We start from the raw sequence: 20,388 nt of genomic DNA, 5'->3' as shown, positions 1-20,388 counted from the left end.
ACGGCCGCTGTCTGTGCCACGGCTGCTGCTCAGTTGCGGAGCAGGCCGAGGCGGATCAGGCTTTCGGCGGAGGCGACGATCGCTTCCTCCTTCGGCCGCGGTGCCCAGCCGAGCAGGCGCTCGGCCTTCTCGCCCGTTGCACTCATGTCGTAGTTCAGCAGCGGCACGACGCCCTTCAGCTGTTCGTTGGTTTCACCGGCGATGCGGACCTGTTCGTCGGGCCAGACCTGCGTCGAGACCTTTTCGGCAGCCTTGCCGAAGCGTTCACGCAGCAGTTCGGCAACTTCGATCATCCACATGCTCTTGCCGGAGGTCGCGAGGAAGCGCTCGCCCTTCGCGGCGGGATCGATCATGGCGCGCAGATGGAGATCGGCGACATCGCGAACGTCGACGCAGCAGGAATTGACGTTCAGGCAGCCCGGCTGCCCCTCAAGCATGTTGGAGATCAGACGGATCGAGTGGGAGAAGTCCGCGCCGAGCGCCGGTCCGTAGACGGCGACCGGATTGACCGATGCAAGCTCCAGCCCGTTGCCATCGCGGGCGATGAAATCCCAGGAGGCACGCTCCGAGAGGGTCTTGGATTTCTGATAGGGGGCGACGTCGCCGGTCAGGTCGCTCCAGTCGGTCTCGTCGAACGGGCGGCGGTGGCCGGGCTTGTGGCCGACGCCGATCGCGCCGAAGGCCGAGGTCAGCACGACACGCTTGACGCCGGCGTCGCGAGCGGCGCGCAGGACGCGGAGATTGCCGTCAACCGCCGGGCCGATCCAGTCTTCCTCGCGGGTCTGGTCGCCCGAAGGCGTCGGCGAGGCGCCGTGCATGACATAGGTGCAGCCGGCAGCAGCTTCCGCCCAGCCGGCGTCATCCGTCAGATTGGCAACGACGAAGGACAGCCGGTCGCCGGCCTCGACGCCGCCGGTTCTCAGATGCTCGCGCACCTCCCCTTCCCGCTCCAGCGAGCGGACGGTGGTGCGCACGCGGTATCCGGCGTTCAGCAGCGCCAGCATGCAGTATTGCGCGATGAAGCCGGTGCCGCCGGTTACGAGAACGATTTCGTCTTTCATATCATACCTCAAGGAGTTTCACGGCAGGCGACATCGCCGCCGCTGATTGACATGACGTGAAAGTAGGTCGACGATCCTGCACTGTGAATGCTTGAAAGTGCGCGTTACTTGCGCGACAGTACGAGAATGGCTGTCGATCCCTTTTCAGACGTTCTCACTCTCAGCAAGGCCGAAGCCGTCGTCACCGGCGGCTTCACGGCGGGCGGCCCGTGGTCGATCCGCTTTCCGGCTCGGGAGAAGATCAAGTTCTTCGCGGTGGTGAAGGGCAGTTGCTGGGTGCATCTCGAAGGGGCGCGGGAACCGCTTCTGTTCGAGACCGGCGATGTCGGCCTGCTGGCAAAGCCGCGCGTCGCCGTTCTTTCCAGCGACCCCGGCCTTGAGCCCGTCGATGCGATGAGCCTGTTTTCCAATGTCGGGCGCAACGCTGTGGCTGTCGTCGGCGATGGCGGCGATTTCGGCTATATCGGCGGCCATGTGATGCTCGATCCGATCCGCGGCAAGCTGCTGGCGGATATCTTGCCACCGTGGATCCTGACGCGGGCGGCCTCCCCGCATGCGGCGGCGTTTCGATGGCTGCTGGACCGGCTGATCGAGGAGCGCACCAGCGGCCGGCCGGGCTCGCAACTCGCCTCGTCGCAGCTGACACAGCTGCTGTTCATCGAGATCCTGCGCTCGCATCTCGGCACCGCCAAGCTGATGCCGGCCGGTTGGCTGCGGGCGCTGGCCGAGCCGCGGATCGCGCCGGCTTTGCGGCTGATGCATGGAGATCCGGCGCGTTCGTGGCATCTGGAGGAGCTCGCCAAGGCATGCGCCATGTCGCGGACGTCCTTCGCCTTCCATTTCAGAACCGTGGCGGGCGTTGCGCCGCTGACCTATCTCGCGACCTGGCGGATGCATCTCGCCGAACGCTCGCTTCGCGATGAAAGGACGGCCGTAGCGACGGTGGCGCGCTCGCTCGGCTATACGTCCGAAAGCGCCTTCAGCAATGCCTTCAAGCGGGCGAACGGCAAGTCGCCGAGTGCCTATAGGGCATCCGTCTCAGATCTGGACAAGACCGTGCCCGAACAAACGAATAACGCCGCCCCGGCAAGCGAGACGGCGTTCTGAGAATAGCCTTCAGGTCTGTCTGATCAGCCGTTGCCGCCAACCGTCATGCAGTCGTAGGAGCGCTTCTTAAGCGCGTCGCAGGCAGCTTCGGCAGCGTCCTTGCTGTTGAAGCCGGTGAAGCGGGCTCGGTAGACGGCGTTGGCGCCGGAGCCGACGGCCTGGGTGAAGGGCGAAGCGGATTTCAGGGCAGCGCCGCCTTCGGTCTTTGCCTGCGCGAGCAGCGCCTGGGCGGCTTCGGCGCTCGGAGCAGCCGAAATCTGGATCTGCCAGCCACCGGCGGACGCCTGCAGGCTGCCGGCCTTGCCCATCTTCGTCAGCGGCGACGGACGATCGAGCGGAACGGCGGCTTCGTTATAACCAAGCGCAAACGGGATGGCTTCGGCATCGCCCTGGGCGCGTGGCGCATTCACCGGAACTGGAAGATCGGTATCGTCGGCAGCGGAGGCGACTTCCACGGGTGCGGCTGGAACCGGGCGCTGCTTTCCGCCGATGCTGGCGACGAGGCCGCCGCCGCCGGAGGCGCGGTCGAGATACTTGTTGAGCAGTGCTTCCATCTTGGCGTCACGGGCGCGCGCAGTGCGGCCGCCGAGCACGACGCCGACGACGCGGCGGTCGCCATCGCGCACGGCGCTGACGAGGTTGAAGCCGGAGGCATTGGTATAGCCGGTCTTGATGCCGTCCATGCCTTCGTAGCGATACATCAGATTGTTATGACCGCGGATCTGCTTGCCGCGGAAATTGAAGGAGGCGACCGAGAACATCCGGTACTCCCTCGGGAAATTCTTGATCAGCGCCACGCCGAGGGTCGACATGTCGCGCGCCGTCGTCACCTGGCGGCTGTCCGGCAGGCCCGACGCATTGTAGAAGGTAGTGCGGCTCATGCCGAGCTGGCGGGCCTTCTGGGTCATCATCCGGGCGAAGTTGCTTTCCGAACCGCCGAGCTTTTCGCCCATGGCAGCCGCGGCATCATTGGCCGACTTGACGATCATGCCGTAGACGGCTTCGCGAACTGTGATCGTGCTGCCGGGTCTCACACCGAGCTTGGTCGGCGGGCGGCTTGCCGCATATTTCGACATGACGATCTGACTGTCCCAGCTGAGCTTGCCGCGATTGATCGCTTCGAAGGCCAGGTAGAGGGTCATCATCTTTGTCAGCGATGCCGGGTGATTCAGGGTATCGGCATTTTCCGAAGCGAGAACCTTGCCAGTGCGGGCATCGAGGATGAACGACGCGCTGCCGGCCATAGCCGCGACGGGCGCCGACACGGCGAGCGTCACGCTCAACAAAGCAGCCAACAACCTCTTCATGGATTTCCCCTCTAGGTGCCACGCATGCGCGGCATTGCCAAAATATGTCCCGTTCTGTGACAGAGCCTGCACATTCGCGCGACTTTGAGGCAACGGACACTGGTTTTCTGAGTTTTTTCCACCCGTGGTGAAGGAAACGTAAAGATTTCAGTCGGAAAAGCAATCTTCAACAAGGTTTAACACCAGAATTGGTAGGATCCGCACCTTTCACGGAGCTGACATGCAGGGGTTGTGGAAAAAACGGGCCAAGAAAGCTGCCATCACCGCCGGTCTCGAGGCGGCGCATCTGATTTCGGCCGCACGGCTGATGCGCGGCGCGCGTGGCCGCGGCGCGATCTTTACCCTGCATCATGTCCGCCCCTACGAAGCGCATGACTTCGAGCCGAATGCGCATCTCGAGATCACACCCGAATTCCTGGATGCGGCGCTGACGAGACTGAAGCAGGACGGCTACGAGTTCGCGGCGCTCGCCGATGTCCCTGCCCTGCTCTCAGGCCCCGCCCGCGAAGCGCCGTTTGCCGCATTCACGCTCGACGACGGCTACCGCAACAACCTCGTGCATGCCTATCCGATCTTCGAGAAGCATGAGGCGCCCTTCACCATCTTCGTCGCCAAGGGTTTGACCGAGCGAACGCATACGATCTGGTGGGAAACGCTGACATTGCTGCTGCGCCGCACCGACCGGCTGCATTTCGACTTCGGCCGTGGCGAGGAGGTTCTGGAGACCGATACGCCCGCCGAACAATACGCGGCATTCGCGAGATTTGCCGCCTTTCTCCACATGAGCGACGAGGAGAAGGCGGTGCGCTCGCTCGACGTGCTTGCGCGGCGCTACGACATCGCTCCGGGCGAACTGGTCGAGGATCTGGTGATGAGCGAGGCCGAGCTCAATCTCATCGAGGCGAGCCCGCTGGCAAGCCTCGGCGCCCATACGATCAGCCACCGCGCACTGGCACGGCTCAGCGAGGCCGAAGCACGCGAAGAGATGCTGCGGTCGGCGGAACACGTAAAGGTGATCACCGGCAAGACGCCCGCGACGATCGCCTTTCCCTATGGCACCCGCGAAGCCGCGACGCTGCGCGAAGCGGCGATCGCGGCCGAGCTCGGCTTTACGGCTGCGGTGACAACACAGCCCGGCGTGATCCGGCCCGGCATGGCGGGCGGGACGACCTATCTTCCGCGGCTCTCGCTTAACGGGCTCTATCAGAAGCCGCGCTATGTCTCGGCGCTGGCTTCAGGCATTCCGTTGAAACTGATGGGAAAATAAGAAGTTACGGATACATCCGTACCTTGTCCCAATCGGCTTCCGGCGTCTCGCGGCGGAACTCGACGCGGTCGTGCAGGCGGAAGTTCTGGTCTTTCCAGAACTCGATCGAAACAGGCTTGATGCGGAAGCCGGACCAATAGGCCGGGCGCGGAATTTCGCCGATGGCGTAGCGCGCCGTATACTCGGCGACGGACTTCTCCAGCGCGAAACGGCTCTCCAGCGGACGCGACTGCTTCGATGCCCAGGCGCCGATGCGGCTGCCGCGCGCACGCGATTGGAAATAGACGTCGGCCTCCTCGTCGGTTACCACCTCCACCGGACCACGCAGACGCACCTGGCGGCGCAGCGTCTTCCAATGGAAACACATGGCGGCCTTCTTCTGCCCCAAGATTTCGCGACCTTTCTGGCTCTCGAAATTGGTGTAGAAGACAAAGCCTGCTGTATCGAATCCCTTCAGGAGAACCATGCGGACATTGGGAAGACCAGCTTCGTCGACGGTTGCCAATGCCACGGCATTGGGGTCGTTGACCTCCGAAGCCTCGGCTTCCTTCAGCCATTCCGCGAAAAGCTTGAATGGTTCGCCGCGTTGGGTAAAGTCACCGCTTGTTAACTCATTTGCCGACATATTAGCTCAAATGCCCCGGGGTTTTAGGTTGAATGCCCAGCTGGTAGCGACTGGACAGGACACAGGGTGGAAGTCATAGCAAAGTCAACTCACCATACAAAGGGGCTCCTGCGACGCAGCAGCTCTCTCATTCTGATCGGGGTGGCGACGCTGTCGCTCTCCGGCTGCATGACGGGTGGTTTTGACTTCCTGAGCGAATCCAAGGTCGACCGGTCCGTTGCGACCGGCACCGTGCCGCAGAACCCACCGAGCACCGATACGCTTTCCGATGAAATGACCGTGCGCAATGCCGTGACGTCTGCCGATGTCGGCCGGATCGGCGCGCAGCCGCTTGCCTGGGCAAACGCCTCCACCGGCAGCGCCGGCGTCATCGACACGATCGTCGAGAACAATGAATCCGGCCAGGTCTGCCGGCAGTTCCGCACCACCCGCCATTCCTATGACGGCATTGCCAAGTTCATGGGCAAGACCTGCCTCGTCGGCGGCGGCAACTGGCAGCTTCTGAGCTTCCAGCCCGAGAGCTGATCCGTTTTCCACACATATGCTTAATACCGGCGCCTGCGGCATTGCGATGCTTAGCAGAACGATAACCATTTGCCGCAAAAGCCGCCGAGCGCCCGGCGAAAATAACAAGTGATTAGCAACTCTACCGCACGATCCAGCCCATAAGCGCGAGGTCCGGTTGAACCGGATGGCGCGCAAAGAGTTGATATTGGGCTTCGGCTGCCAGAAGGGACGGCAGCCGCACGGACACCGGCGGATTACTATGCGCGATCCATATAAGGTATTGGGCGTCCAGAAGGACGCAGGGGCAGACGAGATCAAGGCAGCATGGCGCCATATGGCGAAGGCCGTGCATCCCGATCACAATCAGGGCGACCCGAATGCAACGGCGCGTTTTGCCGAGATCGGCCGCGCCTATGAGACCCTCAAGGACCCAAAGAAACGCAGCCTCTTCGACACCGCGGCCCGCATGGCCGAGGCGAAGATGGGCGGCGGCGAGACCATCATGCAGCAGCGCCAGGCGGCCCGCGAGGCAGCAGCCCGCGCCAAGGCAGCGCAGGAAAATGCCGAACGGGTGATGGAAGAGCTCGCCCGCGCCAACGCCCAGAAGGCGGCGAAGGCAGCGGCTGAGGAAGCCGCCAAGCAGAAGGCATCAAACGCGGCAGGCGCCGAGAGCGCCGAAGAGGTCGTCGACCGCATTTTCGGCACGCAGACCAAGGCTGCGGGCGGTACCGCCGGCAATGCCGGTCAGGCGCAATCGCAGGCACAGGGGCAAGCTCAGGCCCAGGCAAAGGCCAAGCCGGCAGACGCCGAGACCGCCAAGACCGAAACGGACGCGCCGAAGACCGACGCTGACGCCATCGACCCGAATGCTGCGGCTTCGGCCGGCATCCTCCAGCCGTTCAGCATCCTGAATGCGCTGGTGCGCCGGTTCACCGGCACCGCCCCTGCCCCGGAAAAGGCGCCCGATCAGTTCGCTCAGGCGACCGTGACGATCGACGACCTGATGAAGGGCAGCCGCATCATCGTGCCGCTCGGCGAAGGACAGGAAGCAAGCTTTACGCTTTCGCCGGGAACGACCGAGGGCCAGCAGATCCGCCTCAAGGGCCAGGGCCTGAAGCTGCCGAACATGCAGCGCGGCGATGCAGTGATCGGCGTCCATATCGCGGCCGATCATCGCTTCACCGTGCACGGCTTCGACCTGCACACGGTTCTGCCCGTGACGATCGAGAATGCCGTGCTCGGCACCGAGACCGAGATCGAGGGACCGGGCGGCCGGCTCAAGGTCACCGTTCCGGCCTGGTCGGGTTCCGACAAGACCATCCGGATCGAGGGTCAGGGACTGCCCGACGGCAACAGTGGACGGGGCGATCTGGTGGTCGAACTGCGCATCATGCTGTGGGAAAAACCCGACGATAAGGTCACGGATTTGATGCGCAGCATGCGCGAAGGTCTTTTCCTGTGAAATTTTCGTGACATGCGCACCCTTTGTTACGCTCCCTAACAGTTGATGATTGCTCCCAATCTTGAACCGATTAACGGCCTATGCCATAGGCAATTTCCAATTGGTTCATTAGGGGGCAAAATATGGCTCAAGCAACAGGCCTCATGTCAGGCAAGCGCGGCGTCATCATGGGCGTCGCGAACAATCGCTCGATCGCGTGGGGCATTGCGAAGGCCATTCATGCACAGGGCGGCGAAATTGCCTTTACATATCAGGGTGAGGCGCTGAAGAAGCGCGTCGAGCCGCTGGCTGCCGAACTCGGCGGCGTTCTGGCCGGCCACTGTGACGTCTCTGACGAAGCAACGATCGACGAAGTTTTCGCCAATGTCGAAAAGATGTGGGGCAAGATCGATTTCGTCGTTCACGCCATCGGCTTCTCCGACAAGGACGAGCTGACCGGCCGCTACGTCGACACCTCGGCCGACAACTTCGCCAAGACGATGAACATCTCCGTCTTCTCGTTCACCTCGGTCGCTCGCCGCGCCGAGAAGCTGATGACGGACGGCGGCTCGCTTCTCACGCTAACCTATTACGGCGCCGAGAAGGTCATGCCGAACTACAACGTCATGGGCGTTGCCAAGGCTGCTCTCGAAGCCAGCGTCAAGTATCTGGCCGTCGACCTCGGACCGAAGAACATTCGCGTCAACGCGATCTCTGCAGGCCCGATCAAGACGCTTGCGGCATCCGGCATCGGCGACTTCCGCTACATCCTTAAGTGGAACGAGTACAACGCTCCGCTGCGCCGTACCGTGACCATCGAAGAGGTCGGCGACGTCGGTCTCTACATGCTGTCCGACCTGTCGCGTTCGGTTACCGGCGAAGTCCATCACGCCGACAGCGGCTACCATGTCATCGGCATGAAGGCTGTGGACGCGCCGGATATTTCCGTTATCAAGGACTGATCGAACTCCAAGAAGCGGAATATGCCGTGCTTATCTATGTGGTCCGACACGGCCAGACCGACTGGAATGCCGAACGCCGCCTTCAGGGCCAGAAAGACATTCCGCTGAACGCCATCGGCCGCGAACAGGCACGGCTGAACGGCATCGATCTCGCTGAGATCCTAAAGGTCGAAGGCATTGCCTTCGACTTTGTCGCAAGCCCCCTGACCCGCACCCGCCAGACGATGGAAATCATGCGCACTGCCATGGGGATCGACCCCAGGGGCTACCGCACCGACGAGCGTCTCGTCGAGGTTTCCTTCGGCGACTGGGAAGGCTTCACGCTCAAGGAACTGAAGGCGACGCAGCGCGACCGGGTCAGCGAGCGCAACCTCAACAAATGGGATTTCATCCCGCCGGGCGACGACGCGGAGAGCTACGAGATCATGTCGTGGCGCAGCGCATCCTGGCTGAATTCCGTTGACAAACCAACGGTTTGCGTGACGCACGGCGGCGTCATCCGCAGTCTCTTCAAGATGATTGGCGATGTTCCTAAGCACGAGGCCGCTGAGGGAGAAATCTGGCAGGACCGGATCTTGAAGATCGATACTGCCGAGCGGCTGATCGGCTGGATCTGAACCGGCTTACTGAACGATATCGAGATCGTTGATGACGCGCTTGCCGTCGACTTCGGTATAGAAGATCACGACCTTCACGCCGGCCTTCAGACCATCGAAATTGAACTCTTCGGGCGCCTGGTAGGTCTTGCCGTCATCGAGCGTCAGGCTGAGATTGGCGGTATCGACCTTCTTGATCGTCGCCTCGACATCCGCGCTCTCAGCAAAACCGCTGATCGGCGACAGGAAACTTGCGGTGGCCAACAGCGTGGCAACAAAAAAACGCATCGCGGCAACCCTCTTCACACTCGACGCTAAAATCTTATCAAACACAGATAATCCCCTGAATATGGCAAAAATTGCCCGGAAGAATGGCTTTCACCGCCCAATTGATGAATAGCATTTTAACAATAATCAAGAGGCGCCGTTAACCATCCACTCTGTCTTGTTTCGGCACCCGAAATATAGAGGGCCGGGCAATCGTAAATTAACAAGTTCCCCCTACAGTTGCTTTTAAACAAAGGGGAACTTGTTTTGCTTATCGGGCTGGGCGGCCACAGGCAATTGCGGCGAATTTTCAAGAATACCTGGCTTTCGCTGCTGGTCTCCGGCTTCGTCGCCTTCATGGTCGTCGCTGTCGGCATCACTCTTGATCGCGCCAATAATGCCGCCCATCTGCGCGAACTGCAGATCCGCACCGAAAACGAGACTAACCTGATCCGCGCCCGCATGGCAGCGCAGATCAACATGGACATTACTATCGTCCGTGACCTCTCCAACATGATTTCACTGAGCGCGCGCACCAATGACGAGGAAATGGAGCGGCAGATCAACTGGCTGCTGATCCAGAACCCGCATTTCCTCAATGTCGCCGTCGCCCCCAATTTCATCGTCAGCAACGTCTATCCGCCACAATCCGACAAGGACCGTATCGGCAAGGACGTGCGCGAGGCGCTGTCGACCATGCAATCGGTCGGGCGCAATACCGGCGACCAGCAGGCGCGGTTCTACGGCCCGATCAAGACCGCCGAGGGCAAGGATGCCTTTGCGATCTTCTTCCCGATCTTCGTCAAGGAAAACGGCCAGCGGAAAATCTGGGGTGCCGTCGAGGTCACCATCGACCGCGACATGTTCTATGAAAACACCGGCCTGAAGCCGGCGCGCAACAGCGAAAACCAGGAGCGCTACCCGCATCTCGATCACCTGTCGATCGCGGTGCGCGATCTCGGCACGGCTGCTGCCGATGCCGCCCTGCCCTTCTTCGGCAATACCGATGTCTTCGACAAGCAGCCACTGCGCCGCAAGATCGCCTTTGCCGGCGGCCGCTGGGAACTCTCGGCCGTACCGACCACCGGCTGGAACGAGGCGCCGGCGAACCAGTCGCAGCTGCGCGTCATCATCATCACCGCGGGCTGCGTCATCATCATCCCGATCTTCTTCGCCACGCTGCTGCTCGGCGAGCGCAACCGCAACATCTCGCAGCTCGAACGCCGCGAAGCAAAGCTGCTGGAGCTCTCGCAGCGCCTGAACCTGGCGCTCGATTCGTCCAACATCGGCATCTGGGAACTCGAAGAAGGCGGCCACAGCCTCTATTGGGACGGGCGCGCCTCGGCGCTGCACGGCGAAGCGGCAGGCGAAGGCAGCCATCCGCTGGAGAACTGGTTCTCGCGGATCGCTCCCGACGACCGCCACATTGCCGAAATGCACTTCTTCAACTGCAGCGTTGCCGGGGCTTCCTGCACCGCGCAGTATCGCATCCTTCTCGATGACGGCACGGTCCGCTACCTGCGCTCCGTCGGCTCCTTCTACACCGATGCCGGTGGCGTCGGCCGCACGATCGGCATCGTCGCCGACGTGACAACGGATGCGGAAGCGGCCGAAACGCTGCGCCACGCCAAGGATGTCAGCGACATCAAGAATGCCGAGCTGGAACTGGCGCTGGACGAAATCTCGCGGCGCGAGGCGCAGCTGACCGAAATCTCCGGCAAGCTCGATCTGGCGCTCGACGCCTATCAGTGCGGCATCTGGGACGCGACCTGCGGTGAGCAGGGCTCGCTCTGGGACGAGCGCATGCACGAGCTCTACGGCCTGCCGGCGCAGTACGGCTTCGTTCCCGAAGAACTCTGGCTTTCGCGCGTGCATCCTGACGACAGGGCTGCAGCCGTCGAGAGCGCGCGCTACTTCAAGCAGCCGGGCGACACCCATACGCTGATCTGCCGCGTTCCCTGCGACGATGGCAGCGTCCGCTACGTGCGCTCGACCGGCAAGGTGCACCAGACGCCGTCTGGCACCACGAAAATCATCGGCGTCGCCTTCGACGTGACGGAAGATTCGCTGCTGACCGCCGAACTGAAGGCGGCCAAGGACGAGGCGGTCGCCAAGAATATCGAGCTGGAGCTCGCCAAGAACCGCATCGAGCACAATTCGCTGCATGACCCGCTGACCGGCCTCGCCAACCGCCGCAAGATCGACATCGCGCTCGAGAGCCTTACGGTCGATGCCCGCTCGCAGCGCCAGAAATTCGCAATCCTGCATATCGACCTCGACCGCTTCAAGGAAATCAACGACACGCTCGGCCATGCGGCGGGTGACGCGATGCTGGTCCATGCATCGAAGGTTCTGTCGAAGAACGTGCGCGGCAGCGATCTTGTAGCGCGTATCGGCGGCGACGAGTTCGTGATCCTGGCGCATGACGTCAGCGACGTGGATATGGCGGAGCTTGCGGGACGCGTCATCGAGGAGATGCGCCAGCCGATCGATTTCCAGGGCTTCTCCTGCCGCTGCGGCGTCTCGATCGGCATTGCACTGGCGAACGGCATCCATGTCGATGCGCGCAAGGTGCTTATCAATGCCGATATCGCGCTCTATCGCGCCAAGAGCATGGGCCGGAACCGCTACGAGTTCTTCAACCAGAACCTCCAGGCCGATATCATCAATAACAAGCGCACCGCCGACGAGATTCTCGCCGGTATCGAGAACAACGAGTTTGCCGCCTGGTACCAGCCGCAGTTCTGCGCCCGCACGATGAAGCTCGCCGGTGTGGAAGCGCTGGTGCGCTGGCACCACCCGACCCGCGGCGTGCTGACGCCCGACAAGTTTCTGCGCATCGCCGACGAGATCAACGTGGTCCAGACGCTCGACAGCATCGTTCTGGAAACGGCGCTGAAGGACAAGATGCGCTGGACGGCCCATGGCCTCATCGTGCCGCAGGTCTCGGTCAACGTTTCGGCGCGGCGCCTGCATGACGGCAGCCTGTTCGAGTCGCTCAGCCACCTGCATATCCGCCCGGGCGAACTCTCCTTCGAACTGGTGGAATCGATCTTCCTCGACGAAAGCGAAGACGTCGCCGCCCAGAACCTCGACCGCATCAAGGCGCTCGGCATCGATATCGAGATCGACGATTTCGGCACCGGCCACACCTCGATCGTCTCGCTCCTGAAGCTGAAGCCGAAGCGGCTGAAGATCGACCGGCAGCTGGTGCAGCCGATCCTGCATTCCTCGCAGGAGCGCACGCTGGTGCGCTCGATCATCGACATTGCCCGCTCGCTCGGCGTCGAGACCGTGGCCGAAGGCGTCGAGACCATCGACCATGCCGACATGCTGCGCGATCTCGGCTGCGACATGCTGCAGGGCTATGCCTTCTCGCGTCCCCTCTCCTTCGACGACTTCACGCAGGCAGCACTCGGCACCGCGTGGCGTCTCGCCTCCTGAGCCCATCGTTTCCAAATTGCGGAAACATCATTCTCAGATCCGCCCGCATTTCGGCAAAGAAAGGCGTTTGCCCGCCTGGCTTTTTGGCCTATGAGTGACCCCGAATTCTAAAGGTTGGCGCTGCCGGCAACGGTCCGTTCGGCGCGCATTGGTCGGTACCACATGTCGCATAATACATTCGGTCATCTTTTCCGCGTCACGACCTGGGGCGAAAGCCATGGGCCGGCCCTCGGCTGCGTCGTCGATGGCACGCCGCCCGGCCTGCGCTTCAAGCTCGAGGACATCCAGGTCTGGCTCGACAAGCGCAAGCCCGGCCAGTCGCGTTTCGTCACCCAGCGCCGCGAGGCCGATCTGGTGAAGGTGCTCTCCGGCGTGATGCTGGACGAGGACGACGAGACGATGATCTCGACGGGCACGCCGATCTCCATGCTGATCGAGAACACCGACCAGCGCTCCAAGGATTACGGCGAGATCGCCCGCCAGTATCGGCCGGGCCATGCCGATTATACCTATGACGTGAAATACGGCATCCGCGACTATCGCGGCGGCGGGCGCTCCTCGGCGCGCGAGACCGCGGCCCGTGTCGCCGCCGGCGGCATCGCCCGTCTCGTCGTTCCCGACATGAAGGTGCGTGCGGCGCTGATCCAGATCGGCAAGCACAAGATCAACCGCCAGAACTGGGATTGGGATCAGGTCGACAAGAACCCGTTCTTTGCGCCTGACGCGGCGATCGTTCCGGTCTGGGAAGAATATCTCGACGGCATCCGCAAGAACGGCTCGTCGGTCGGCGCCGTCGTCGAAGTCGTCGCCGAGAATGTTCCGGCAGGCCTCGGCGCGCCGATCTATGCCAAGCTCGACCAGGACATCGCCTCGCTGCTGATGTCGATCAATGCCGTCAAGGGCGTCGAGATCGGCAACGGCTTCGGCGCGGCCGAAATCACCGGCGAAGAGAATGCCGACGAGATGCGCATGGGCAATGACGGCAAGCCGCTGTTCCTGTCCAACCACGCCGGCGGCATCCTGGGCGGCATTTCTACCGGCCAGCCGGTCATCGCCCGCTTCGCCATCAAGCCGACCTCGTCGATCCTGACCGAGCGCCAGTCGATCGATGCCGACGGCAAGAATGTCGATGTGCGCACCAAGGGCCGTCACGACCCCTGCGTCGGCATCCGCGCCGTGCCGATCGGCGAGGCGATGGTTGCATGCGCCATTGCCGATCACTATCTCCGCGACCGCGGCCAGACCGGCCGGTTGAAATAGGAATTACCCCATGCCTTACGATCAGAAGCGTGTCGTCGATGCCATCCGTGCCTTCGAAGCCGGCGAGATCGTTGTCGTCATGGACGACGATGACCGCGAGAACGAAGGCGACCTGATCGTCGCTGCCGTGCATTGCACGCCGGAGAAGATGGCCTTCATCGTCCGCCACACGTCTGGCATCGTCTGCACGCCGATGCCGAAGGAAGAGGCCAAGCGCCTGAACCTGAACGCCATGGTCGCCGAAAACGACTCGGCGCATACGACGGCCTTCACCGTTTCGGTCGATTTCAAGCATGGCACGACGACGGGCATTTCCGCCGACGACCGCACGCTGACGGTGCGCAACCTCGCCAACCCGAATGTGGGTGCGGCCGATTTCGTCCGCCCGGGCCACATCTTCCCGCTGATTGCCCGCGAAGGCGGCGTGCTAATGCGCTCCGGCCATACGGAAGCCGCTGTTGACCTCTGCAAGCTCGCCGGCCTGCCGTTGATCGGCGTCATCAGCGAGCTCGTCAATGACAACGGCACCGTGATGCGCGGCCCCCAGGTGAGCAGCTTTGCGGAAGAACACGGCCTCAAGCAGGTGTCGGTCGCCGATCTGATCGCCTACCGCCAGCGCAAGGAAACGCTGATCGAGCTCGGCCAGAGCTTCGACATCGAGACGCCGTTCGGCAAGGCCAAGGCGCATACCTATTCGCTGCCCTGGGATCCGATGCAGCACCTCGCCGTCGTCTTCGGTGACATCCGCGACGGTATCGACATTCCGGTGCGCCTGCATCCGGAGAACGTCGCCGAGGACCTGTTCGGCAAGAAGAGCCCTGTCGACCACTATATGCAGAAGATCGCCGAGGAAGGCCGCGGCATCATCGTGTATCTGCGCGAAGGCTCCGTCGGCGTCGGCCATATCGACAACGGCCGCAAAGCCCGCAGCCAGGGCCGCGAGTCGCATGCCGAGGCAGCAACGCGCGAGAGCGAATGGCTGGAAATCGGTCTCGGCGCACAGATCCTGAAGGATCTCGGCGTGACCTCTATCAAGCTCTTGACCACCCGCGAGCGGCACTATGTCGGGCTCGAGGGTTTTGGGATCAAGATCACCAAGACTGAACTCGGCTGATCACAGCAGATGTGCTTAAACGCCCGCGCTCAGGCAGCGATACGCTTGAAGCGGGGGCGGACGTTGCGCATGTAATATTTGCCCGGCGATTGCGAGGTGACCATGGCAATGACATGCGCCTCGTTGACGCCCTCGAAGGTCCGGTCCTCGCCGTTGCTAAGGCAGACGCGAAGACGGCCGTCCTGCTGGCTGAAATAGACCGCGTCGATCAGCGCCGACTTTACCGCGACCGGCTTCATCGGCTCTCGCTGTTCGCCCATCGAGACAGTTGAGGCCGCCGCGGCACGGGCGTCGCGGCGGTTGCGGATCAGAGCCCTGACCCTGCGGCCCAGGTCGTTCCAAGCCAACAATGCGGCGTATCTGATGGGGTGCGTTTTCATGCGCCAACCGTAGGGGAACGGTGCTTAACAAGTTCGGCACGGGCATGGTAAACCGGCGTCAAGATTAACGTCGAGTAATTTCGAAAAAACTTCTTAAAATTCAATCAATTGGCATTGACTACCCGAGCCAGCCGTCAGCAAGGATCACGCGCTCCACGCCGGCAAAGCGGGCGACGCGGTCGAGCTCGGCAGCAAGCCTGTCGAGACGTCCGGCGGAGGCCCGCACACCCGGCTCAAGCCACAGACGCTTCACATCCAGCGTGCCCTTCTTCCTGTCAGCCTTCATGTCGATGCGACCGATGAGCTTGTCGCCCTCCAGCAGCGGGAAGACGTAGTAGCCATATTCACGCTTCGGCTCGGGCACGAAGATCTCGATGCGGTAGAAGAAGCCGAAGAGGCGTTCGGTGCGGTTGCGGTCGCGGATCATCGGGTCGAAGGGGCTGAGCACGCGGATGCGGGCCGGCGGCTCGGGGAAGTCGGCGATCTCCGCGGGAAATTCCGCGAGCGCCCAAGAGGGGCGCGGCTTGCCGCCAAGCGCGGGTTCGATGATCACTTCGGTGAGTTCGTCGCGATGGGCGGTGACCCAGGCCTTCGCTTCCTCCGGCGAGATCAGCCGCCAGAAGGCCGCTATCTCGCCTGATGTGGCGAAGCCCAGACGCGTCAGCGCACTGCGGCAGGCCCAGTCGACAAATTCCTCGCGGCTGACTTCCTGCTCGCGGAACTCGTCGGGGATGACGCGCTCGACGAGGTCGTAGATCTTCTGGAAATTCGAGCGCCCGGCGATGGCGAACTTGCCGGTGTGCCAGAAATATTCAAGCGCCGTCTTGTTCGGATGCCAGTTCCACCAGCCGCCGGAAACGTGATCGTCCGCCTTGATGTCCCGCGCGAGGATCGCGCCGTTCTGGACGACGCGGTCATAGGTTTCCTCGAAAGCGTGTTCGAAGCCCTCGCCCTGCCATTTGCGCCAGCGCTCGACCAGCACCTCCTCCTGCTGGACGAACTTGTGCTTCCAGTACTTGAAGAAGCTGCTCGGCAGGATCGAGGCGTCATGCGTCCAGTGTTCGAAGAGCGCGCCATCCTTCTCCAGCAGCGAGGTCAGGTGTTCGCGGCGATAGGTCTGGTTGCGGGAGAACAGGATCTGGTGGTGGGCGCGTTCCACCGTCTGGATGCTGTCGACCTGGACGAAGCCGAGATCGTGGATGAGCTGCAGGAGCCCGTCCTTGGTCAAGGCGCGGTTGGGCGGAGTACTCAGGCCCTGCTTGGCGATGAAGACGCGGCGGGCATCGGCATTCGAGAGCAGATTCGTCATGACGGCATCATATGCCGGAAAATCTTCCTAGCCACCCGCTTTTGCACTTTTGGCGCCGCCGCTATAGAAGCGAGCGCCAGAAGGATGAGGGACTGCATTTGGACATCCGTTTCGAAGAGGCTTCGGTCAGCTATGGCGCGCGCCAGGCACTGGCACCGCTGACCTTGCAGCTGAGCGAAAACCGCATAGGCATCATCGGCCTGAACGGCTCCGGCAAGACCACCTTCGCGCGGCTGATCAACGGGCTGGCGAAGCCGACGGCAGGGCGCGTTCTCGTCAATGGCCGCGATACGGCGGGCGAGCGCGGCGCGCTTTCCGATGTCGGCTTCATCTTCCAGCAGCCGCAGAACCAGATCATCCTGCCTATCGTCAAGGACGACATCGCCTTTGGGCTGAAGAGCCGCGGCGTTGCGAAGGGCGAGATCGACGCGAAGGTAGAAGCCGTCCTCTCGCGTTTCGGCGCCGCGCATCTGGCGCCACGCCGGGCGCATGAACTTTCCGGCGGCGAATTGCAGATTGCGGCGCTGGCGGCAGTGCTGGTCACCGGTCCTGACATTCTCATTCTCGACGAACCGACCAACCAGCTGGACCTAAAGAACCGGGCGCTGGTGCAGCGGCTGATCGAGGGGCTGCCGGAAAATGCGATCGTCATTACCCATGATCTCGAGCTGATCGCCGATTTCGGCCGGGTGCTGGTCTTCCACGAGGGCACGCTTGCCGCCGATGCGCCTGCCGCCGATGCGATCGCGCGCTACAGGGAGGTCGCCCGCTGATGCAGTCGCTCTACGTCGAGGGAGAGAGCGTCATGCACCGCCTGCCGGCGCGTGCCAAGCTCGTGGTGCTCGCGATCCTCGGCGTCATCCTGTTCACGACGCGCGAGATACCGCTGCTGTCATTTGCGGTGCTGGCGACGGCAGCCATCTATTTTCGGCTCGGCATTCCCCTTGCGCAGGCGCTCGACCGGCTGAAGCCGGTGCTGCTGACGATCGCCATCGTTGCGCTGTTCAGCCTTGCCTTCAATCCTTGGCATGGCGCGGTCGTGGCGCTGCTGCGGCTGACATCGCTGATGTTCTTTGCGGCGGCCGTGACCGCCACGACCACGATTGCCGAATTCATCGACGAGATCACCCTGCTGGCGCGGCCGCTCGAGCGGATCGGGCTGGTGCAGGCTAATGATGTCGGTCTCGCCGTCGGGCTTGTCGTGCGTTTCGTGCCTGAAATCCTCGGGCGCTATCAGGCGATCAAGGAAGCGCATGCGGCGCGCGGCATCAAGGTGCGGCCGGTGACGCTGCTTGCGCCGCTGATCATCCTCACCCTCAGAGATGCGGATAACATTGCCGCGGCGATTGACGCGCGCGGCATTCGGCGGCATGTCAGTTAACCGATCGTAAACACGGAGCCCATAATGAGCACCCGCGACCTTGTCTTGTCTGCCCTTTTTGCCGCGATCATCGTCGCGCTCGGCATCCTGCCGCCGATCACCCTCGGCTTCATTCCGGTACCGATCACCGCGCAGTCGATGGGCGTGATGATGGCCGGTGTCGTGCTCGGCGCGCGCCGTGGCTCGATCGCCGTGTTGATCGTCTGGGTGCTCGTCGCCATCGGCCTGCCGGTTCTTTCGGGCGGCCGCGGCGGACTTGCCGCCTTTGCGGCGCCGACCACCGGCTTCCTTATCGGCTGGCTGTTTGCCGCCTTCACCACTGGCTATCTCAGCGAGCGCCTCGTCAAGGCCGAGCAGTCCGGTCTCGTCCAGACCGTCGGCTTCTTCCTGTCGGCGATGATCGGCGGGATCGTCGTTCTCTATGCCTTCGGGATCATCTATCTGGCGATTGCCGGTGGTGTCAGCCTCGAGCAAGCCTTTGTCGGCTCCATGGCCTTCGTGCCCGGCGATGTCGCCAAGGCCTTCGTCGCAGCCCTCGTCGGCCGCGCCGTCATGGTCGGCTATCCGCTGCTGCCGGTTCGCGCCTAATCGAGAAACGTGTAGAGCCAGTCGCGCGTCTCTTCAGGCAGCGAGACTGGCTCGCCGATCTCGCGGCTGCGGGCCTGCCAGGTGATCTCCACTTCGGCGGCACGCTCTCCATCCGCATCGACGGCGACCACGAAGCCGACGGACCTCAGGCCGATCTTGTCGACGGCGGCGGTGAAGACCGCGTCCTCTTCGTATCGCAACGGACGGTGCAGCGTGCAGGAGACCTTGCAGGCGATGTAGAGCGGCTCATCGGCGAGTTCCGGCCGCATCGACCAGAAACCGGCCAGCGCGGATTCGGCATAGGAAATGTATGAGGCGAGAAACATCTGCCCGTTCATGTCCACGTCACGGAACGGAATGCGGATCTGCTCTCTGTTCGAGCGCGCTGCCTTCACCATCGTCTGCCGGCTCCCCCTGCCATCACGAGCAAGACTAGGCCCGGGCGGAGGTGAAGTAAACGCTTGCGGTGACGTGGTTGCGACAGCATGTGTCTGTTGAAATAGCCCGCCTCAGCACCATCTGCTGTGGATCATGACAGGGCCAGAGGATAAGTATTTCGCCATGAGCACCCGTCTTTACGAACATCCGATCTTCCTCGAACATGTGACACCGGACGGCCATCCGGAGCGGCCGGACCGCATGCGTGCCATCAATGTCGCGCTCGGCCATCCGAATTTCGAGCGGCTGGACCGCAAGGAGGCGCCGCAGGCCAATGAGGACGCGGTGCTGCTGGCGCATCCCGAAGAGCACCTCTTCGCCGTGATGCGGCAGATCCCCGAAGAAGAAGGCGAAATCAACCAGCTTGAAGCCGATACCTATGCCAGCGCCAAGAGCCTGCAGGCGGTCTTGACCGGCGTCGGCGGGGCGATGGCCGCTGTCGATGACGTGTTCACCGGCAAGGCCGACAATGTCTTCGTCGCGGCGCGTCCGCCCGGCCATCACGCCGAGAAGAACAAGGCGATGGGCTTCTGCTTCTTCAACAATGCCGCGATTGCCGCCCGCCACGCGCAGAAGCGCTATGGCGCCGAGCGCGTCGCGATCGTCGATTGGGACGTGCATCACGGCAACGGCACGCAGGACATCTTCTGGGACGATCCCTCGGTGCTGTTCTGCTCGACGCACCAGATGCCGCTTTATCCCGGGTCCGGCGCCAAGGACGAAAGCGGCAAGCACGGCACGATCGTCAATGCGCCGCTTTCGCCGAATGTCGGCAGCGACCATTTCCGCGAGGCCTTCAAGTCCCGCGTGCTGCCGGCGCTCAACGACTTCCGGCCGGACCTGATCATCATCTCCGCCGGCTTCGACGCCCATCACCGCGATCCCCTGGCGCAGATCAATCTCGTCGGCGAGGATTTCGACTGGGCAACCGGAAGATTGCTGGAGATAGCCGACAAAAGCGCCTCCAACCGGGTCGTCAGCCTGCTGGAAGGCGGCTATGATCTCGAAGGTCTAGCCGAATCGGCCGGGCTGCATGTGCTTCGATTGATGAAGGGTTGAGTATGACTGACAGCGCCAAGCCTGAGGTATCAGGTCTTTCCTTCGAAAAGGCCGTGGCCGAACTCGAAAGCATCGTCGCGCGCCTGGAACGCGGCGACGTGGCGCTGGATGAATCCATCGAGATCTACGAGCGCGGCGAAGCGCTGAAGAAGCATTGCGAGACGCTGCTTTCCGCGGCCGAAAACCGTATCGAGAAGATCCGCCTCGACAGGTCAGGCAAGCCGCAGGGGGTGGAGCCTCTCGACGGGGCTTGATTGGCGGCAGCCGGATGAATG

General features: G+C 62.6%; 21 protein-coding genes. 14 read left to right on the top strand and 7 right to left on the bottom strand.

Going from position 1 to position 20,388, the window contains the following annotated elements; genetic code table 11:
• Positions 1-29: 29 nt before the first annotated feature.
• Positions 30-1,061, bottom strand: coding sequence for an SDR family oxidoreductase (locus tag ACEN84_RS13160; RefSeq protein WP_413711097.1), 1,032 nt, complete (start codon positions 1,059-1,061; stop codon positions 30-32).
• 126 nt (positions 1,062-1,187) lie between these two features.
• Here ACEN84_RS13160 and ACEN84_RS13155 point away from each other — a divergent pair, with 126 nt between their 5' ends.
• Entirely contained in the window at positions 1,188-2,168 is a 981-nt protein-coding gene (locus ACEN84_RS13155; protein ID WP_413711096.1) for an AraC family transcriptional regulator, read from the top strand.
• A gap of 23 nt (positions 2,169-2,191) precedes the next feature.
• Here the strand turns inward: ACEN84_RS13155 and ACEN84_RS13150 are convergent, their stop codons facing one another.
• Positions 2,192-3,475 carry a D-alanyl-D-alanine carboxypeptidase family protein gene (locus ACEN84_RS13150; protein ID WP_112712923.1) on the bottom strand — a complete coding sequence of 428 codons (1,284 nt, stop codon included), beginning with the start codon at positions 3,473-3,475 and terminating at the stop codon, positions 2,192-2,194.
• A 220-nt stretch (positions 3,476-3,695) separates the two neighbouring features.
• Between ACEN84_RS13150 and ACEN84_RS13145 the strand changes: the two genes are divergently transcribed.
• On the top strand, positions 3,696-4,742 hold the full coding sequence (locus ACEN84_RS13145) for a polysaccharide deacetylase family protein (protein ID WP_413711095.1): 1,047 nt from the start codon (positions 3,696-3,698) through the stop codon (positions 4,740-4,742).
• A 4-nt stretch (positions 4,743-4,746) separates the two neighbouring features.
• Here the strand turns inward: ACEN84_RS13145 and pdxH are convergent, their stop codons facing one another.
• Positions 4,747-5,367 (bottom strand): pyridoxamine 5'-phosphate oxidase, encoded by a 621-nt coding sequence (gene pdxH / locus ACEN84_RS13140; protein WP_112712927.1) that lies wholly within the window; start codon positions 5,365-5,367, stop codon positions 4,747-4,749.
• A 66-nt stretch (positions 5,368-5,433) separates the two neighbouring features.
• Between pdxH and ACEN84_RS13135 the strand changes: the two genes are divergently transcribed.
• The 4 genes from ACEN84_RS13135 to ACEN84_RS13120 all read left to right on the top strand — a co-directional run bounded on the left by ACEN84_RS13135 (position 5,434) and on the right by ACEN84_RS13120 (position 8,894).
• Entirely contained in the window at positions 5,434-5,892 is a 459-nt protein-coding gene (locus ACEN84_RS13135; protein WP_130278922.1) for an RT0821/Lpp0805 family surface protein, read from the top strand.
• A 241-nt stretch (positions 5,893-6,133) separates the two neighbouring features.
• Complete coding sequence (locus ACEN84_RS13130; RefSeq protein ID WP_413711094.1) at positions 6,134-7,336, top strand: DnaJ C-terminal domain-containing protein; 1,203 nt, start codon at positions 6,134-6,136, stop codon at positions 7,334-7,336.
• A gap of 122 nt (positions 7,337-7,458) precedes the next feature.
• Complete coding sequence (fabI, locus tag ACEN84_RS13125; RefSeq protein ID WP_130278924.1) at positions 7,459-8,277, top strand: enoyl-ACP reductase FabI; 819 nt, start codon at positions 7,459-7,461, stop codon at positions 8,275-8,277.
• Positions 8,278-8,303: 26 nt separating this feature from the next.
• Entirely contained in the window at positions 8,304-8,894 is a 591-nt protein-coding gene (locus tag ACEN84_RS13120) for a histidine phosphatase family protein (protein WP_112712935.1), read from the top strand.
• Positions 8,895-8,900: 6 nt separating this feature from the next.
• Here ACEN84_RS13120 and ACEN84_RS13115 read toward each other — a convergent pair whose 3' ends face one another.
• Positions 8,901-9,161, bottom strand: coding sequence for a DUF1344 domain-containing protein (locus ACEN84_RS13115; RefSeq protein WP_112386465.1), 261 nt, complete (start codon positions 9,159-9,161; stop codon positions 8,901-8,903).
• Between the two features lie 276 nt (positions 9,162-9,437).
• Between ACEN84_RS13115 and ACEN84_RS13110 the strand changes: the two genes are divergently transcribed.
• From ACEN84_RS13110 to ribB, 3 genes are all read left to right on the top strand, one after another.
• Positions 9,438-12,584 carry an EAL domain-containing protein gene (locus ACEN84_RS13110; RefSeq protein WP_413711302.1) on the top strand — a complete coding sequence of 1,049 codons (3,147 nt, stop codon included), beginning with the start codon at positions 9,438-9,440 and terminating at the stop codon, positions 12,582-12,584.
• A gap of 162 nt (positions 12,585-12,746) precedes the next feature.
• Entirely contained in the window at positions 12,747-13,844 is a 1,098-nt protein-coding gene (gene aroC, locus ACEN84_RS13105; protein ID WP_413711093.1) for a chorismate synthase, read from the top strand.
• A 10-nt stretch (positions 13,845-13,854) separates the two neighbouring features.
• The gene (gene ribB, locus ACEN84_RS13100; protein ID WP_112712939.1) at positions 13,855-14,958 is read left to right on the top strand and encodes a 3,4-dihydroxy-2-butanone-4-phosphate synthase; all 1,104 of its coding nucleotides are present in this window, start codon (positions 13,855-13,857) and stop codon (positions 14,956-14,958) included.
• Positions 14,959-14,987: 29 nt separating this feature from the next.
• Here the strand turns inward: ribB and ACEN84_RS13095 are convergent, their stop codons facing one another.
• Positions 14,988-15,305, bottom strand: coding sequence for a KTSC domain-containing protein (locus ACEN84_RS13095; RefSeq protein ID WP_413711092.1), 318 nt, complete (start codon positions 15,303-15,305; stop codon positions 14,988-14,990).
• 151 nt (positions 15,306-15,456) lie between these two features.
• Positions 15,457-16,647, bottom strand: coding sequence for a winged helix-turn-helix domain-containing protein (locus ACEN84_RS13090; protein ID WP_413711091.1), 1,191 nt, complete (start codon positions 16,645-16,647; stop codon positions 15,457-15,459).
• Between the two features lie 98 nt (positions 16,648-16,745).
• Between ACEN84_RS13090 and ACEN84_RS13085 the strand changes: the two genes are divergently transcribed.
• The 3 genes from ACEN84_RS13085 to ACEN84_RS13075 are packed head-to-tail and all read left to right on the top strand — an operon-like array spanning position 16,746 to position 18,616.
• On the top strand, positions 16,746-17,420 hold the full coding sequence (locus tag ACEN84_RS13085) for an energy-coupling factor ABC transporter ATP-binding protein (RefSeq protein WP_413711090.1): 675 nt from the start codon (positions 16,746-16,748) through the stop codon (positions 17,418-17,420).
• On the top strand, positions 17,420-18,028 hold the full coding sequence (locus tag ACEN84_RS13080; protein ID WP_413711089.1) for a CbiQ family ECF transporter T component: 609 nt from the start codon (positions 17,420-17,422) through the stop codon (positions 18,026-18,028). The genes ACEN84_RS13085 and ACEN84_RS13080 overlap by 1 nt, the downstream gene beginning before the upstream one ends.
• A 24-nt stretch (positions 18,029-18,052) precedes the next feature.
• A complete protein-coding gene (locus ACEN84_RS13075; protein ID WP_112712947.1) occupies positions 18,053-18,616 on the top strand; it encodes a biotin transporter BioY in 564 nt (187 codons plus the stop codon).
• On the opposite strand, the gene ACEN84_RS13070 is transcribed toward ACEN84_RS13075, so the two are convergent.
• On the bottom strand, positions 18,613-19,014 hold the full coding sequence (locus ACEN84_RS13070) for an acyl-CoA thioesterase (protein ID WP_203429476.1): 402 nt from the start codon (positions 19,012-19,014) through the stop codon (positions 18,613-18,615). The genes ACEN84_RS13075 and ACEN84_RS13070 overlap by 4 nt on opposite strands.
• 163 nt (positions 19,015-19,177) lie before the next feature.
• Here ACEN84_RS13070 and ACEN84_RS13065 point away from each other — a divergent pair, with 163 nt between their 5' ends.
• Positions 19,178-20,113 (top strand): histone deacetylase family protein, encoded by a 936-nt coding sequence (locus ACEN84_RS13065; RefSeq protein ID WP_413711088.1) that lies wholly within the window; start codon positions 19,178-19,180, stop codon positions 20,111-20,113.
• 2 nt (positions 20,114-20,115) lie between these two features.
• The gene (locus tag ACEN84_RS13060; protein WP_025582353.1) at positions 20,116-20,367 is read left to right on the top strand and encodes an exodeoxyribonuclease VII small subunit; all 252 of its coding nucleotides are present in this window, start codon (positions 20,116-20,118) and stop codon (positions 20,365-20,367) included.
• The last annotated feature ends 21 nt before the right edge of the window (positions 20,368-20,388 follow it).

The sequence above is a fragment of the Rhizobium sp. Rhizsp82 genome, from assembly GCF_047325115.1.
Lineage (GTDB): Bacteria > Pseudomonadota > Alphaproteobacteria > Rhizobiales > Rhizobiaceae > Rhizobium.
Note: the sequence above shows the minus strand (reverse complement) of the source record. Positions and strands in the feature narration are given on the sequence as shown.